The organism is Enterobacter sp. MGH120, from assembly GCF_001037725.1.
GTDB lineage: Bacteria > Pseudomonadota > Gammaproteobacteria > Enterobacterales > Enterobacteriaceae > Enterobacter > Enterobacter hormaechei_C.
In genome coordinates, this window is the sequence record NZ_KQ089940.1 from 399404 (window position 1) to 414985 (window position 15582).

The window sequence follows — 15582 nt, forward strand, 5'->3', positions numbered from 1 at the left end:
TCAACTTGGGTTAATCCGTTATTTTACCCTTTTCCACGGTAAACATCTTCGAATTTTCGTCCGACATGTCTATAACGTGTTCAGCGCTAATGGCGCTGACGAAAACCTGCGACTGCGTGGCTTTTAAGCGGCTGGCAAGCAGCCCGCGCCGCGCGTCGTCAAGTTCCGAGGCAAAATCATCTATCAGGTACAGGCAGCGTCGCCCGCTCTCTCGAGTGAGGAACTCCCCCTGCGCCAGGCGCAGCGCGCACATCAGGAGCTTCAGCTGCCCGCGCGACAGCGTGTCTTCCACCGGCGCACCGTCGGCACGAATGCGGAAATCCGCCTTGTGCGGGCCGTGCGCGGTGTAGGTCAACATGCGATCGCGCTCGAAGCTTCTCTCTAACACCTCGGCATAATCCGTCTCTTTTTCCCAGCCACGCTGAAAAGAGAAGGTGAGAGAGAACTCGGGTAAAAACTGTTTGCAGGTGTCGGCCATGTCTTCGGCGATACCTGCGCTGTATTCGGCACGCCAGCGGCTGATTTGTTCCGCAAGAGGGATGAGTTCCATGTCCCACGGACGCAGCTGAGCGTAGCGCGTGACCTGGCGCAATGCGGCGTTACGCTGTTTAAGCAGACGCTTCAGGTTGCTCCAGGCGTTAAAGAAACCGGCTTCATTGTGAAAGCATCCCCAGTCGAGGAACGCTCTTCTGTATTTGGGGCCGCCGTTGAGTAAAGTAAACCCCTCGGGCGTAATCAGCTGCATCGGCATCAGCAGCGCCAGCTCCGCCACCTTGTGGCCATCGGTGCCGTCGATGCGCACCTTGCTGTCGCCCTGCTTGTCTTTGGTCAGGCCGATGGCGGTTTCCCGCTCTGCGCCCTGCAAACGCCCGTGCAGAACAAAAGATTCCTGCTCGTGGCGAATCACGCGACCAATCTGCAAACTGCGAAACGCCCGGCCGTGGCCGAGCGTATAGATGGCTTCCAGCACGCTGGTTTTGCCGCTGCCGTTCGCGCCAACCAGGAAGTTAAAGCCAGGGGATAAAGCGAGATCCGCGCTTTCGATATTGCGAAAGTCGCGGATCAACAGACGGGTGAGCGACATTACAGTCTCATTGGCATGACAACATAAGCAGCCGACTGTGATGCGGCATCTTCAATCTGTACGCTCGAAACGGAGTCAGTCAGCAGGATGCGAACGTTCTCGCATTTCAGTGCATTCAGCACATCCAGCACATAGCTGACGTTGAAGCCGATTTCCATCTCAGCCCCGGCGTAGGTGACGTCCAGAATCTCTTCTGCCTCTTCCTGCTCCGGGTTGTTGGCGGTGATTTTGATCTGGTTTTCACTCACGTACAGACGTACGCCGCGGAATTTCTCGTTGGAGAGAATAGCGGCACGCGCGAACGCCTGCTTGAGGATGTCGCAACCCGCCTCCAGCGTTTTATCCGGGTTCTTCGGCAATACGCGGCGATAATCCGGGAAACGACCGTCTACCAGCTTCGATGTGAAGACAAAATCGCCCACGTGGGCACGAATATTGTTGCTGCCGATCTGCACGCGCAGCGGCGTTTCACCGCCGTCGAGCATACGCATCAGTTCAATTACGCCTTTACGCGGTACGATCACCGAATGGTTTGGCAGTGAATCGCCAATCGGCATGGAACAAACCGCCAGACGGTGACCGTCGGTCGCCACGGTACGCAGCTCTTCACCTTCGGTTTCGAACAGCATGCCGTTTAAGTAGTAACGAACGTCCTGATGCGCCATGGAGAACTGCGTGGCTTCAATCAGACGCTTCATCGTCGCCTGCGGCAGGGTAAATTCAACTTCGCTCTGCCAGTCATCCAGGTTCGGGAAGTCCGCAGCGGGCAACGTGGAGAGGGAGAAACGGCTGCGGCCAGAGCGCACCAGCATGCGGTCGCCCTCCAGCTGCACTGCGATTTCAGCGCCTTCCGGCAGCCCACGGCAAATATCAAAGAATTTACGTGCCGGAACCGTGGTCGCGCCCGCGTCGTGCGGCTGAGTCAGCGTAACGCGCGCGATCATTTCCATTTCCAGATCTGTGCCGGTCAGCGACAGCGTACCGTCCGCGACCTGAAGCAGCAGGTTTCCAAGAATAGGCAGCGTAGGGCGGCCGCCTAATGGGCCACTCACCTGTTGCAGCGGTTTTAATAAATGTTCACGTTCAACGGTAAATTTCATAGCGTCACGATGATAATGTTCTGATTAAATTGGAAAAATCTTCTTTTATGTCGTGGCTTTCTTCGCGTAACTGCTCGATCTTGCGACAAGCGTGCAGCACGGTCGTATGGTCACGGCCACCAAACGCATCACCGATTTCCGGCAGGCTGTGGTTGGTTAGCTCTTTTGCCAGCGCCATCGCCATCTGACGCGGACGCGCCACCGAGCGGGAACGACGTTTAGACAGTAAATCTGCCACTTTGATCTTGTAGTACTCAGCCACCGTCTTCTGAATATTGTCGATAGTGACCAGTTTTTCCTGCAAAGCCAATAAATCGCGCAGCGCTTCACGCACAAAATCGATGGTGATCGCCCGACCGGTGAAGTTGGCGTTGGCGATAACGCGGTTCAGCGCCCCTTCCAGCTCACGCACGTTGGAACGCAGGCGCTTGGCAATGAAGAACGCCACTTCACCCGGCAGGCGAATGTCGTTCTCGTCGGCTTTTTTCATCAGGATCGCGACGCGGGTTTCCAGCTCCGGCGGCTCGATAGCCACGGTCAGGCCCCAGCCGAAGCGGGATTTGAGACGATCTTCAACGCCGTTGATCTCTTTTGGATAACGATCCGAGGTCAGAATGATCTGCTGATTGCCTTCCAGCAGGGCGTTAAAGGTATGGAAAAACTCTTCCTGCGATCGTTCTTTATTGGCAAAGAACTGAATGTCATCGATCAGCAGCGCATCAACGGAACGGTAGTAGCGTTTAAACTCTTCGATCGCATTGTTTTGCAGGGCTTTTACCATGTCCTGAACGAAGCGTTCGGAGTGCATATACACCACTTTCGCATTGGGCTTACGCGCCATAATGCCGTTACCCACCGCATGCAGCAGGTGCGTTTTACCGAGACCCGTGCCGCCATACAGAAACAGCGGGTTGTAAGCGCCACCGGGGTTATCGGCTACCTGGCGAGCCGCCGCGCGCGCCAGCTGGTTCGACTTACCTTCAACGAAGTTATCGAACGTGTGTTTCACGTTAACGTTAGAGCGGTAGGTAGGCTCAGCGGGGGCCGGAACGTTATCCCAGCCCTGACGAGCCGGTGCAACGCGAGGCGCTGGCGCGGGCGCCGCCTGTGCAGGGGCTGCCACATTGACAACTTCACGAACGGTTTGGGTGACCGGCTTTGTGCCCACTTCAAAACGCAGCTGTGGGGCATCTGACCCGCAGAAATCGTTCAGCAGTCCATTGATGTTATTAAGGTATTTATCCCTTACCCAATCGAGCACGAAACGGTTTGGCGCATACAAAGCCAGCGTGTTATCGCTCAGTTCCGCCTGCAACGGGCGGATCCACATACTGAATTCTGTGGCTGGTAACTCATCCTGCAATCGGGCAAGACACTGCTGCCAAAGCGAAAGTGACACGGCGGACTCCACTCGAACAATAAAAGAAAACTATTGAATATTCATGATTGTTGGCGCACATCGACATGACCCCATCAGGGTGATGTGCGAACCGCTATCTGCGGTTATACACGCTATCGTTGATACAACCTGAACGATGTTGTGTTTATGCCCGACCAGGATCGCTGGATCCCGATCGGGACCGCGGATCATAGCCTAAACTGAGCCAGAGATCTTCTGTTTCTCACAGATTCTTCCCGATTTATCCACAGGAAGATCCGGAATCGGGTAAGTGTAAACGATCCTGACGCGAGTGCCTCGCGATTTAGGCCGCATATTGGAAAATTTAATGAGCACAGACAATTTTTGGCTTAAATGATCTAACGAAGATCCGGGACGATCCTTGCGCTTTATCGTTGAGCCCGTATAATCCTCGACCCGGCGCGTGATGCTCATCTTCCTGCGTCGTCCGCTGCTCATTTTCCACGCGAAAACGTGCGGAAATACACAGGGATTTAAGGAAAGAGAATTGACTCCGGAGTGTACAATTATTACAATCCGGCCTCTTTAATCACCCACGGCTTCGGCGTCCGTCATTCGAAACTCGGTCGGGCATCCGCAAAAGTCATGAATTTTTTCAAGTTTAGGTAGAAATCGCCATGAAACGCACTTTTCAACCGTCTGTACTGAAGCGCAACCGTTCTCACGGCTTCCGTGCTCGTATGGCTACTAAAAATGGTCGTCAGGTTCTGGCACGTCGTCGTGCTAAAGGCCGCGCTCGTCTGACCGTTTCCAAGTAATAAAGCTAACCCCTGAGTGGTTAAGCTCGCATTTCCCAGGGAGTTACGTTTGTTAACTCCCACTCATTTCACTTTCGTCTTCCAGCAGCCATTACGGGCTGGCACGCCGCAAATCACCATCCTCGGCCGCCAAAATTCGCTGGGGCATCCCCGCATCGGTCTCACAGTCGCCAAGAAAAACGTTAAGCGTGCGCATGAACGCAACCGGATTAAACGTCTGACGCGTGAAAGCTTCCGTTTACGTCAGCACGAACTGCCTTCAATGGATTTCGTGGTGGTGGCTAAAAAAGGGGTTGCCGACCTCGATAACCGTGCTCTCTCGGAAGCGTTGGAAAAATTATGGCGCCGCCACTGTCGCCTGGCTCGCGGGTCCTGATAGCCCTCATTCGGGTCTATCAACGCCTGATTAGTCCGCTACTCGGGCCACACTGCCGTTTCACGCCAACATGCTCAAGCTACGGAATTGAGGCATTGCGCAGGTTTGGAGTGATAAAAGGCAGTTGGTTGACGGTGAAACGCGTATTAAAATGCCACCCTTTACACCCAGGTGGAGACGACCCCGTCCCTCCAGGACCTTTTGATACCAGAGAACACTAACGATGGATTCGCAACGCAATCTTCTTATCATCGCTTTGTTGTTCGTGTCTTTCATGATCTGGCAGGCATGGGAGCAGGATAAAAATCCTCAACCCCAGCAGCAGACCACGCAGACCACGACCACCGCAGCGGGTAGCGCCGCCGACCAGGGCGTACCGGCCAGTGGCCAGGGGAAACAGATTACGGTTAAGACCGATGTGCTTGAGCTGACTATCAACACCCGTGGTGGTGATGTTGAGCAGGCGCTGCTGTTGACCTACCCGAAAGAGCTGAAGTCTACCGAACCGTTCCAGTTACTGGAAACCACGCCTGAATTTATCTACCAGGCGCAGAGCGGCCTGACCGGTCGTGATGGCCCGGATAACCCGGCTAACGGTGCGCGTCCACTGTATAACGTCGAGAATGACACGTTTGTGCTGGCTGATGGTCAGAACGAACTGGTTATCCCGATGACCTACACCGACGCGGCAGGCAACACCTTCACCAAAACCTTCACCCTGAAACGCGGTGAGTATGCGGTGAACGTGGGCTACAGCGTACAGAACGCCGGTGCGAAACCACTGGAAATCTCTACCTTTGGTCAGTTGAAGCAGTCCATCAATCTGCCGTCTCACCGTGACACCGGAAGCAGCAACTTTGCGCTGCATACCTTCCGTGGCGCGGCTTACTCCACGCCAGATACCAAGTACGAGAAATACAAATTCGACACCATTGCCGATAACGAAAACCTGAACGTCAGCTCTAAAGGCGGTTGGGTCGCAATGCTGCAACAGTATTTCGCGACGGCGTGGGTACCGAATAACGACGGTACGAACAACTTCTACACCGCGAACCTCGGCAACGGTATTGCAGCCATCGGCTACAAATCTCAGCCGGTTCTGGTGCAGCCGGGTCAAACCGGTAAACTGGCAAGCACCCTGTGGGTCGGCCCGGAAATCCAGGACAAAATGGCTGCCGTTGCGCCGCACCTGGATCTGACCGTCGATTACGGTTGGTTGTGGTTCATCTCTCAGCCGCTGTTTAAGCTGCTGAAGTTCATCCACAGCTTCCTGGGTAACTGGGGCTTCTCCATCATCGTTATCACCTTTATCGTTCGTGGCATCATGTACCCGCTGACTAAAGCGCAGTACACCTCCATGGCGAAGATGCGTATGCTACAGCCGAAGATTCAGGCTATGCGTGAGCGTCTGGGCGATGACAAACAGCGTCAGAGCCAGGAGATGATGGCCCTGTATAAAGCAGAGAAAGTGAACCCACTGGGTGGTTGCTTCCCGCTGCTGATTCAGATGCCAATCTTCCTTGCGCTGTACTACATGCTGATGGGTTCCGTTGAGCTGCGCCACGCGCCGTTCGCTCTGTGGATCCATGACCTGTCCGCACAGGACCCGTACTACATCCTGCCGATCCTGATGGGCGTGACGATGTTCTTCATTCAGAAGATGTCTCCGACCACCGTGACCGACCCGATGCAGCAGAAGATCATGACCTTTATGCCGGTCATCTTCACCGTGTTCTTCCTGTGGTTCCCGTCAGGTCTGGTGCTGTACTATATCGTCAGCAACCTGGTGACCATCATCCAGCAGCAGCTGATTTACCGTGGTCTGGAAAAACGTGGCCTGCATAGCCGCGAAAAGAAAAAGTCCTGATTCGGTAACTTAACGCTAAAATAAGGGCGGTCGATTGACCGCCTTTTTTATTTGTATTGAACGAGAGCAACCATGAGCCATAACGACACTATCGTCGCCCAGGCAACCCCACCGGGACGCGGTGGTGTAGGCATTCTGCGCATCTCCGGCCTGAAGGCGCGTGAGGTGGCCGAAGCGGTGCTGGGTAAACTGCCAAAGCCGCGCTACGCTGATTATCTGCCGTTTAAGGATGCCGACGGCACACCGCTGGACCAGGGCATCGCGCTGTGGTTCCCCGGCCCAAACTCCTTCACCGGCGAAGACGTGCTGGAGCTTCAGGGTCACGGCGGCCCGGTGATCCTCGACCTGCTGTTAAAACGTATTCTGACCCTGCCTGGCCTGCGCATTGCAAAGCCGGGTGAGTTCTCCGAGCGTGCTTTCCTCAACGATAAGCTCGACCTGGCGCAGGCCGAGGCGATTGCCGACCTGATCGACGCCAGTTCCGAACAGGCAGCCCGCTCCGCGCTGAACTCGTTGCAGGGGGCATTTTCCGCACGCGTGAATCACCTTGTGGAAGCACTTACTCACCTGCGAATCTATGTCGAAGCGGCTATCGACTTCCCGGACGAGGAGATCGACTTCCTCTCAGACGGTAAAATTGAAGCTCAGCTCAACCAGGTGATGAACGATCTCGATGCCGTTCGCGCCGAAGCGCGCCAGGGCAGCCTGCTGCGTGAAGGAATGAAGGTGGTGATTGCTGGTCGCCCCAATGCCGGAAAATCGAGCCTGCTGAACGCCCTGGCGGGCCGTGAAGCGGCGATCGTGACCGACATAGCCGGCACCACCCGCGATGTCCTGCGCGAGCATATCCATATCGACGGCATGCCGCTGCACATCATCGACACCGCTGGCCTGCGCGATGCGAGCGATGAAGTCGAGCGTATCGGTATCGAACGCGCCTGGCAGGAGATCGAGCAGGCCGACCGCGTGCTGTTTATGGTGGACGGCACCACAACCGACGCCGTTGACCCGGCTGAAATCTGGCCAGACTTTATCGCCCGTCTCCCGGCTAAACTGCCGATCACCGTGGTGCGCAACAAGGCCGACGTTACCGGCGAAACGCTGGGCATCAGCGATGTGAATGGTCACTCACTTATTCGCCTGTCGGCCCGTACCGGTGAAGGCGTGGAAGCCCTGCGTAGCCATCTCAAACAGAGCATGGGCTTCGACACCAGTATGGAGGGCGGCTTCCTGGCACGTCGTCGTCACTTGCAGGCGCTGGAAGAGGCGGCTCGCCACCTTGAGCAGGGTAAAGCCCAGCTGATCGGCGCGTGGGCCGGTGAACTGCTGGCGGAAGAGCTGCGTCTGGCGCAGCAGAACCTGAGTGAGATCACCGGGGAGTTTACGTCGGACGATCTGCTGGGTCGGATTTTCTCGAGCTTCTGTATTGGTAAGTAATTCCCGTTAATACAGGGTGATTTCCTCCTGGGAAATCACCATTGTCCAAATGGCAACTCGCTTAATCCCTCCACGCCCCCTATCCTGCTTGCCTGCATCTATGGGGGATTTATGGCTCGTTTTCTGTTCTGTAGTTTTGCGCTGGTTCTGCTGTATCCGTCCGGCATTGATATGTATCTGGTGGGGCTACCGCATATTGCCCGCGATCTGGGCGCCAGCGAGGCGCAGCTGCACATCGCGTTTTCGGCCTACCTCGCGGGAATGGCGTCGTCGATGGTGTTTGCCGGGAAAATCGCGGATAAAGCAGGCCGTCAGCCCGTCGCCATTACGGGTGCAGTTATCTTTGCGCTGGCATCAGTACTGTCTTCAGTAGCTCAGGAAAGCACAATGTTCCTGTCAGGCCGTTTTATCCAGGGCATTGGCGCGGGTGGCTGTTACGTGGTGGCGTTTGCTATTCTTCGCGATACCTTAAGCGCCCAGCGCCGCGCTAAAGTGCTGTCGATGCTGAACGGCATTACCTGCATCATCCCGGTGCTGGCACCGGTTGTAGGCTACCTGATTATGCTTAAATTTCCGTGGCAGAGTCTTTTCTGGACCATGGCCGCAATGGGCGCCATCGTCTTTATCCTGTCCGTGACGGTGCTGAAAGAGACCCATCCCGGTTCGCAACAGCCATATCACACCGCAACCCTCCATCCGGCTGAAAAGCTGATGAATCGCTTTTTCCTGAGTCGGCTGACAATCACCACGCTTAGCGTGGCGGTGATCCTCACCTATGTAAACGTTTCCCCGGTGTTGCTGATGGAGACGATGGGCTTCGATCGCGGTGAGTATTCGACGGTGATGGCGCTAACCGCGATGGTGAGCATGGCGGTTTCATTCTCCACGCCCTTTGCGCTCAACATCTTCCGCCAGCGCACGCTGATGCTCACCTCACAGACGCTGTTCCTCGCCGCAGGCGTGATCCTGGCGACCGCCACCTCACACGCTGTAATGCTGGTGGGCATTACTCTGATCTGCGCCGGATTCTCCGTCGGCTTTGGTGTGGCAATGAGTCAGGCACTTGGCCCGTTTTCATTGCGGGCAGGCGTGGCAAGCTCGGTGCTGGGCATTGCGCAGGTCTGCGGTTCGTCACTGTGGATTTGGCTGGCGGCGGTGATCGGCCTTAACGCGCTGAATATGCTGATCGGGGTTCTGATTGGCTGTAGCATACTCTGCATTACCTTACTTATGGTCATCCAGCCCGCGGCGCACTATGAAGAAGCCCATCAGCAGTCTCGATCTTAATCTTTTACTTTGCCTGCAACTTTTGTTGCAGGAGCGCAGCGTCACCAAAGCCGCGAAGCGGATGAACGTGACGCCGTCCGCGGTGAGTAAATCGCTGGCGAAGCTGCGCGACTGGTTCGACGATCCGCTGTTTGTGAAAACGCCTTTAGGGCTATTGCCCACACCGCTGACGGTGAGTCTGGAACAGGATTTGGCCGACTGGATGCAGATTGGCAACCAGATCCTCGATAAATTCCACCATAGCTCTCCTGGCGGGCTTAAGTTTGTGCTCGCCGCCGAAACACCGCTGATGCTGATCCGCTTTAATGCCCTGCTGGAGCAGGTGAATGAACGCTACCCACAGGCGACGGTGAAGCTGCGCCAATGGGATTACGATTCGCTGGACGCCATTACGCGCGGAGAAGTGGATCTAGGCTTCACCGGGCGTGAAACGCACCCTCGCTCGCGCGAACTGCTAAAGCTGATGCCGTGGTTTATCGACTACGAAATCCTGTTCAGTGACCGTCCGTGCGTGTATTTGCGCGAGGATCATCCCGCGCTCCAGGAAGCATGGGATCTGGAGACGTTTCTGCGCTACCCGCATATCAGCATCTTCTGGGAACGCAGCGACACCTGGGCGCTCGACGAGGTGCTAAGAGAGATGGGTCGGGAGCGTAACATCGCCATGAGTTTGCCCGGTTTTGAACAGTCGATGTTTATGGCGGCCCAGCCGGATCACAACTACATTGCCACTGCGCCGCACTACTGTCATCACTACAATCAACTCCACCAGCGTAATCTGGTCTGTCTGCCCATTCCCATCGATGAGGCGCAGGCAGAAAAGCTCACCGTCCCCTTCACGCTGATCTGGCATAAACGGAACAGCCATAATCCGAAAATCCTCTGGCTGCGCGAGACGATCAAAGCGCTGTATACCGCACCAGGTCAGGTTTTTGCCTAAGATAATGTAAAGTTCGGTGCTCAGGCTTCTCTTATTTCCATTTACTGATTAAAACAGAAGCTGAGTTAAGCGATAATCATGTAACCGTTTAACCGACTACGACCATTATCAAGGAGCGAAAAATGGCTACGCACTTTGCACGAGGAACATTAACGGAAGGGCATCTCGTATCGGCCAGACTTTCTTCAGCCTGTCACAGTGAGGCGCTCAAACTACCTGAACACCGCAGGACGCGGTTTTTAGCTTCCCGAGCGCTCCTCGCAGAACTGCTTTTTATGCTCTACGGCACCAGCGAATTACCGGACATACTCACCCAGCCAGAAGGTCGCCCGGTTTTTGCGGACCCGGCACTCCCCCATTTTTCCATTGCGTACACCGGCAACATTGTTGGCGTCGCGCTGACGACGGAAGGTGATTGCGGCCTGGATATGGAGCTACAACGCGTCACGCGCAGCTTCCATGGTGCTAACGCGCTCGATGAATACCCGCTCTCCAGCAATGAAAAGCTGTGGATACGTAACCAGAACGACCCCGTTGAAGCCAGAGCGCAGCTCATCACCCTTCGCCAGAGCATCCGCAAACTGAGCGGCGCGGCGTCAGACGACGCCAGCCTGTTGCAGCTGCTCCCCGGCTCCGGACGCCTGCGCGCGACAAAAGCCTCGCTGGTAGAGGCACTCTGCGACGCTGAGGACGTACTGATCTGGTCCGTTGCGGTGACCCCCGCCATCGAACGGCTGAAAATCTGGGAGTTTGACAGCACTCGCGGTTGGCGTAGTCTTCCGGATGTACCTGAGCGCGCCAACGAGCCCGCCGCGCGCCTGATGCGATTAACCAGTTTACCGGCAGAAAAAGCATACACCCATAGCTGATCCGTCCAGGATCATCATGATGAAACAGGAGTAATCATGTCTGATACGTTGAAAGTTGTTACGTTACTGGGAAGCCTGCGCAAAGGTTCTTTTAACGGGATGGTTGCCCGTACGCTGCCGCAGCTGGCGCCTGCGGGAATGGAGATCAGTACCCTGCCGTCCATTGGCGACATCCCGCTTTATGATGCTGACGTTCAGCAGGAAGAAGGGTTCCCGCAGAGTGTGGAAGCGATAGCCGAGCAAATCCGTCAGGCTGACGGCGTGGTGATTGTGACGCCTGAGTATAACTACTCGGTGCCGGGTGGTCTGAAGAACGCCATTGACTGGCTGTCCCGTTTACCGGAGCAGCCGCTGTCTGGTAAACCTGTGCTGATCCAGACCAGCTCAATGGGCGCCATCGGCGGCGCGCGCTGCCAGTATCACCTGCGTCAGATCCTGGTGTTCCTGGATGCGATGGTGATGAACAAGCCGGAATTTATGGGCGGCGTGATTCAGAACAAGGTCGACCCGCAGACGGGTGAAGTGGTGGATCAGAGTACGCGTGACCATCTCTCTGGCCAGCTGACCGCGTTTGGGGATTATATTAAGCGGGTGAAGGCCTGATAAAAAAGCCCGGTGGCGCTAGCGCTTACCGGGCCTACACTCGTCAGTAGGTCAGGTAAGCGAAGCGCCACCTGACACCACCAGCATCTTAGTGTGCATCAATAAACACAATCTTCAGCACAAACAGCAGCGCCACAATAATCACGCACGGGCTAAGTTCGCGGAAGCGGCCGGTACCGATCTTCATCACGCAGTAAGAGATAAAGCCCAGCGCGATACCTTCGGTGATCGAGAAGCTGAACGGCATCATCACCGCGGTAATAAATGCCGGAACGGCTTCCGTCAGATCTTCCCACTTCACGCGCGCCAGGCTTGAGGTCATCAGCACGCCGACGTAGATCAGCGCGCCGGCTGCCGCGTATGGTGGCACCATCCCCGCCAGCGGAGAGAGGAAGATCACCAGCAGGAACAGCAGACCCACAACTACCGCCGTCAGGCCGGTACGACCACCCACGGACACACCGGAAGAGGATTCAATGTAAGCGGTAACAGACGAGGTACCGATGAAAGAGCCAGCAACGGAAGAGATGCTATCCACATACAGCGCCTGCTTCATGCGCGGGAATTTGCCTTTTTCATCTGCCAGACCCGCTTTGTCGGTCACGCCAATCAGCGTACCGGAGGAGTCAAACAGGTTGACCAGCATGAAGGAGAAAATCACCCCGGCCAGTCCCAGGTTCAGCGAGCCCGCCAGATCAACGTGGCCAATCACGGTAGAGACGCTCGGTGGCGCAGAGACGATACCGTTGTAATGCACGTCACCCAGCATCCAGCCCAGCAGCGTGGTCACAATGATAGAGACCAGCACCGCAGCATGGATGTTGCGCGATGCCAGGATCGCGATGATAAAGAAGCCCAGCACGCCCAGCAGCACGCTGTGAGAGGTCAGGTTACCAATGCTCACCAGCGTTTCCGGGTTCGCCACGATAACGCCAGCGTTTTTCAGCCCCATCATGCCGATGAACAGACCGATACCGCTGGTGATGCCCACGCGCAGGCTCACGGGAATGTTCGCAATCATCCAGTAGCGCACGCGGAAGATGGTCAGCAGCAGCAGGCCGACCGCGCCCCAGAAAATGGCGCCCATCCCAACCTGCCACGGCAGGCCCATTGCCTGAACCACCACGAACGCAAAGAACGCATTCAGACCCATTGCCGGGGCCAGCGCCACGGGCAGATTAGCGAAAACGCCCATCAGGATGCTGCCAAGGGCCGCGATCAGACAGGTGGTTACAAAGACGGCGCTGGTGTCCATGCCAGCCACGCCCAGAATTTGCGGGTTAACGAAAACGATATAGACCATCGTCAGGAAGGTAGTAAAACCGGCGATCACTTCGGTGCGTGCCGTTGTGCCGTGCTCGCGCAGTTTGAACACGCGCTCAAGCAGCCCCTGACCAGACGTCTGGGTAGTGTGTTGTTGACTCATCATCAATTTCCGAACAAGGAGGGAAAATTCGTCGCTATCCTATACCAAAATGCGACAATAGTGGCGGTTACGGGATACTTTTTTCATTGATTTTGCTTATACGGCAACGATTGCGTCCCGGTGAACTGCCGTACGAAAACGTTAAACTTGTTAAAAGGGAAAGGCATGTCCGGAATTGAAGCGGTATTTTTCGACTGTGACGGTACGCTGGTCGACAGTGAGGTCATTTGTTCCCGCGCGTATGTCGCCATGTTCCAGGAATTTGGTATTACGCTCGATCTCGAAGAGGTGTTTAAACGCTTTAAGGGCGTGAAGCTGTACGAGATCATCGACATCATTAACGAAGAGCACGGGGTGGATCTGGTGAAAGCGGATCTGGAACCGGTGTACCGCGCCGAGGTCGCACGCCTCTTCGACGCCGAGCTGGAAGTTATCGCCGGCGCTAACGCGCTGCTGGATGCGATGACGGTGCCGATCTGCGTGGTCTCTAACGGCCCGGTCAGCAAAATGCAGCACTCGCTCGGCAAGCTGGAGATGTTGCACCACTTCCCGGAAAAACTGTTCAGCGGCTACGATATCCAGCGCTGGAAGCCCGATCCGGCGCTGATGTTCCACGCGGCGAAGGCGATGAACGTCAACGTGGAGAACTGCATTCTGGTGGATGACTCATCTGCCGGCGCGCAGTCAGGGATTGATGCGGGGATGGAGGTGTTTTACTTCTGCGCCGATCCGCACAACAAGCCGATCGACCATCCAAAAGTGACAACCTTTACCGATCTGGCGCAACTGCCAGCGTTGTGGAAGGCGCGCGGGTGGGATATTACGCGTTGAATTAACGTAGGGCGGGTAAGCGTTAGCGCCACCCGCCACACATATCACTCTTTCGGATCTTTACCCGCCAGCAGCTTGTCCAGCTCGTCGCCGCCCACGTGTCGGAAATCCTGCCCCTTCACGAAATAGAAAATGTATTCGCAAATGTTCTGGCAACGGTCACCGATACGCTCGATGGAGCGCGCGCAGAACAGCGCGGTCAGTACGCTTGGAATGGTACGAGAATCTTCCATCATGTAGGTCATCAGCTGACGCACAATGCCTTCGTATTCCTGGTCAACTTTCTTGTCTTCACGGTAGATACGGACCGCTTCGTCCAGATCCATGCGCGCGAAAGCGTCCAGCACGTCGTGCAGCATCTGCACGGTGTGGCGCCCGAGAGACTCCAGGCTCACCAGCAGCGGCTGGTGCTGCTGGGAGAATTTCTCCAGCGCGGTACGGCAGATTTTATCCGCCACGTCACCGATACGCTCCAGCTCGGCGATGGTTTTGATGATCGCCATCACCAGACGCAGGTCGCTCGCCGTCGGCTGACGCTTCGCAATGATGCGCACGCAGGCTTCGTCGATGGCGACTTCCATCATATTGACGTTGTGGTCGCCTTCAATAACGCGCTTCGCCAGCTCGCTGTCCTGGTTGTGCATCGCCGTGATCGCATCAGAAAGCTGCTGCTCGACCATGCCGCCCATGGTCATCACCTGGGTGCGAATGCTTTCCAGCTCTGCGTTAAACTGGCCGGAAATGTGTTTATTAAGATTGAGGTTGTCCATGGTTTCTCCACATGCACTAAGGCAAATCAACCGTAGCGGCCAGTAATATAATCTTCGGTTTGTTTCTTCGCCGGACGAGTGAACAGCGCGTCCGTATCGCTGAACTCAATCAACTCGCCCAGATACATAAACGCCGTGTGGTCAGAACAACGTGCAGCCTGCTGCATGTTGTGGGTCACGATCACCACGGTGTAATCCTGCTTCAGCTCGGTGATCAGCTCTTCGATACGCCCGGTTGAGATCGGGTCCAGGGCTGAGCACGGCTCATCCAGCAGCAAGACTTCCGGGCGAATGGCGATACCGCGCGCAATGCACAGACGCTGCTGCTGACCACCGGAGAGAGAGTACCCACTCTGGTGAAGTTTATCTTTGGTTTCGTTCCATAATGCGGCCTTGGTCAATGCCCACTGCACGCGCTCGTCCATATCCGCACGGGAGAGCTTCTCAAACAGACGCACACCAAAGGCGATGTTGTCATAGATCGACATCGGGAACGGCGTGGGTTTCTGGAATACCATCCCCACTTTCGCACGCAGCAGGGCGATATCCTGGGTATTGGTCAGGATGTTGTCACCGTCCAGCAGAATTTCACCTTCTGCGCGCTGCTCCGGATAGAGCGAATACATTTTGTTAAAGGTGCGCAGCAGCGTGGATTTGCCACAGCCGGACGGACCGATAAATGCCGTTACCTGGTTCTTTGCGATATCCAGGTTGATATTCTTCAGGGCATGGAATTTGCCGTAGTAGAAGTTCAAATCACGAACCTGAATCTTACCCGGGGCAGTATCAACCATACTCATTGACTCATTTCCTC

The 15582-nt window shown here is 55.8% G+C and carries 16 protein-coding genes; 10 read left to right on the forward strand and 6 right to left on the reverse strand.

Annotated elements, in window-relative coordinates:
- Positions 1-10 precede the first annotated feature (10 nt).
- Genes recF through dnaA form a run of 3 tightly spaced genes read right to left on the reverse strand, consistent with a single transcriptional unit; the run spans position 11 to position 3583 of the window.
- Complete coding sequence (recF, locus tag SK54_RS01905) at positions 11-1084, reverse strand: DNA replication/repair protein RecF (RefSeq protein WP_000060091.1); 1074 nt, start codon at positions 1082-1084, stop codon at positions 11-13.
- Positions 1084-2184, reverse strand: coding sequence for a DNA polymerase III subunit beta (gene dnaN, locus SK54_RS01910; protein ID WP_015570134.1), 1101 nt, complete (start codon positions 2182-2184; stop codon positions 1084-1086). The genes recF and dnaN overlap by 1 nt, the downstream gene beginning before the upstream one ends.
- A 4-nt stretch (positions 2185-2188) precedes the next feature.
- On the reverse strand, positions 2189-3583 hold the full coding sequence (dnaA, locus tag SK54_RS01915) for a chromosomal replication initiator protein DnaA (RefSeq protein WP_003861124.1): 1395 nt from the start codon (positions 3581-3583) through the stop codon (positions 2189-2191).
- Positions 3584-4221: 638 nt separating this feature from the next.
- On the opposite strand from dnaA, the gene rpmH reads away from it, so the two are divergent.
- The 9 genes from rpmH (at position 4222) to SK54_RS01955 (ending at position 11741) form a co-directional block, all read left to right on the forward strand.
- Positions 4222-4362, forward strand: coding sequence for a 50S ribosomal protein L34 (gene rpmH, locus SK54_RS01920; RefSeq protein ID WP_000831330.1), 141 nt, complete (start codon positions 4222-4224; stop codon positions 4360-4362).
- A 16-nt stretch (positions 4363-4378) separates the two neighbouring features.
- Positions 4379-4738, forward strand: a complete 360-nt coding sequence (gene rnpA, locus SK54_RS01925) for a ribonuclease P protein component (RefSeq protein WP_006808764.1) — start codon at positions 4379-4381, stop codon at positions 4736-4738.
- Complete coding sequence (gene yidD / locus SK54_RS21630) at positions 4702-4959, forward strand: membrane protein insertion efficiency factor YidD (protein WP_001307474.1); 258 nt, start codon at positions 4702-4704, stop codon at positions 4957-4959. The genes rnpA and yidD overlap by 37 nt, the downstream gene beginning before the upstream one ends.
- Positions 4960-4961: 2 nt before the next feature.
- Positions 4962-6605, forward strand: coding sequence for a membrane protein insertase YidC (gene yidC, locus SK54_RS01930; protein WP_003861138.1), 1644 nt, complete (start codon positions 4962-4964; stop codon positions 6603-6605).
- Positions 6606-6677: 72 nt separating this feature from the next.
- Positions 6678-8042, forward strand: coding sequence for a tRNA uridine-5-carboxymethylaminomethyl(34) synthesis GTPase MnmE (gene mnmE, locus SK54_RS01935; RefSeq protein WP_015570136.1), 1365 nt, complete (start codon positions 6678-6680; stop codon positions 8040-8042).
- Between the two features lie 111 nt (positions 8043-8153).
- The gene (locus tag SK54_RS01940) at positions 8154-9329 is read left to right on the forward strand and encodes an MFS transporter (RefSeq protein ID WP_015570137.1); all 1176 of its coding nucleotides are present in this window, start codon (positions 8154-8156) and stop codon (positions 9327-9329) included.
- Positions 9298-10269 (forward strand): HTH-type transcriptional regulator YidZ, encoded by a 972-nt coding sequence (gene yidZ, locus SK54_RS01945; RefSeq protein ID WP_048246633.1) that lies wholly within the window; start codon positions 9298-9300, stop codon positions 10267-10269. Before SK54_RS01940 ends, yidZ begins: the two co-directional genes overlap by 32 nt.
- A 122-nt stretch (positions 10270-10391) precedes the next feature.
- Positions 10392-11138, forward strand: a complete 747-nt coding sequence (locus SK54_RS01950) for a 4'-phosphopantetheinyl transferase family protein (protein ID WP_017694032.1) — start codon at positions 10392-10394, stop codon at positions 11136-11138.
- 36 nt (positions 11139-11174) lie between these two features.
- The gene (locus SK54_RS01955; protein WP_045333543.1) at positions 11175-11741 is read left to right on the forward strand and encodes an NADPH-dependent FMN reductase; all 567 of its coding nucleotides are present in this window, start codon (positions 11175-11177) and stop codon (positions 11739-11741) included.
- An 88-nt stretch (positions 11742-11829) separates the two neighbouring features.
- Here the strand turns inward: SK54_RS01955 and adeP are convergent, their stop codons facing one another.
- Positions 11830-13167 carry an adenine permease AdeP gene (gene adeP, locus SK54_RS01960; RefSeq protein ID WP_017383704.1) on the reverse strand — a complete coding sequence of 446 codons (1338 nt, stop codon included), beginning with the start codon at positions 13165-13167 and terminating at the stop codon, positions 11830-11832.
- A gap of 165 nt (positions 13168-13332) precedes the next feature.
- On the opposite strand from adeP, the gene yieH reads away from it, so the two are divergent.
- Positions 13333-13998: a 6-phosphogluconate phosphatase gene (gene yieH / locus SK54_RS01965; RefSeq protein ID WP_017383705.1), complete on the forward strand. Its 666-nt coding sequence runs from the start codon at positions 13333-13335 to the stop codon at positions 13996-13998.
- Between the two features lie 44 nt (positions 13999-14042).
- On the opposite strand, the gene phoU is transcribed toward yieH, so the two are convergent.
- Together phoU and pstB are read right to left on the reverse strand one after the other, a co-directional pair.
- The gene (gene phoU / locus SK54_RS01970) at positions 14043-14768 is read right to left on the reverse strand and encodes a phosphate signaling complex protein PhoU (protein WP_003861153.1); all 726 of its coding nucleotides are present in this window, start codon (positions 14766-14768) and stop codon (positions 14043-14045) included.
- 26 nt (positions 14769-14794) lie between these two features.
- Entirely contained in the window at positions 14795-15568 is a 774-nt protein-coding gene (pstB, locus tag SK54_RS01975; protein WP_003861154.1) for a phosphate ABC transporter ATP-binding protein PstB, read from the reverse strand.
- Positions 15569-15582 lie beyond the last annotated feature (14 nt).